The organism is Pseudomonas sp. AC083, from assembly GCF_979253165.1.
In genome coordinates this window covers 1-245 of record NZ_CEEDDH010000285.1, presented here as the reverse complement: position 1 = coordinate 245, position 245 = coordinate 1, and the positions used below count along the sequence as shown (strand labels likewise).

At 64.1% G+C, this 245-nt stretch carries 1 pseudogene; it reads left to right on the top strand.

The window, feature by feature from the left end:
- Positions 1 to 245: pseudogene (locus tag AC0IXA_RS27975) on the top strand (IS5/IS1182 family transposase); the annotation flags it as partial.

Sequence of the window (245 nt, the reverse complement as noted above, 5' to 3'; positions counted from 1 at the left end):
GGATACAATGTGCAGGTGGCGAGCGCGGCCGGCGAGCAGATCGTGGCCGGGCTCGACGTGACCAATATTGGTTCCGATCGCGGCCTCATGCAGCCAATGCTAGATCGCTTGCGCGCGCGGACCGGCCGCCTTCCGGGCCGCCATCTCGTTGATGGCGGCTTTGGCAGTGCCGAGGACATCGAGTGGGCGCATGATCAAGGGGTTGAGGTCTATTGTCCGCCCACGCAATCCAAGCACGGTACCGA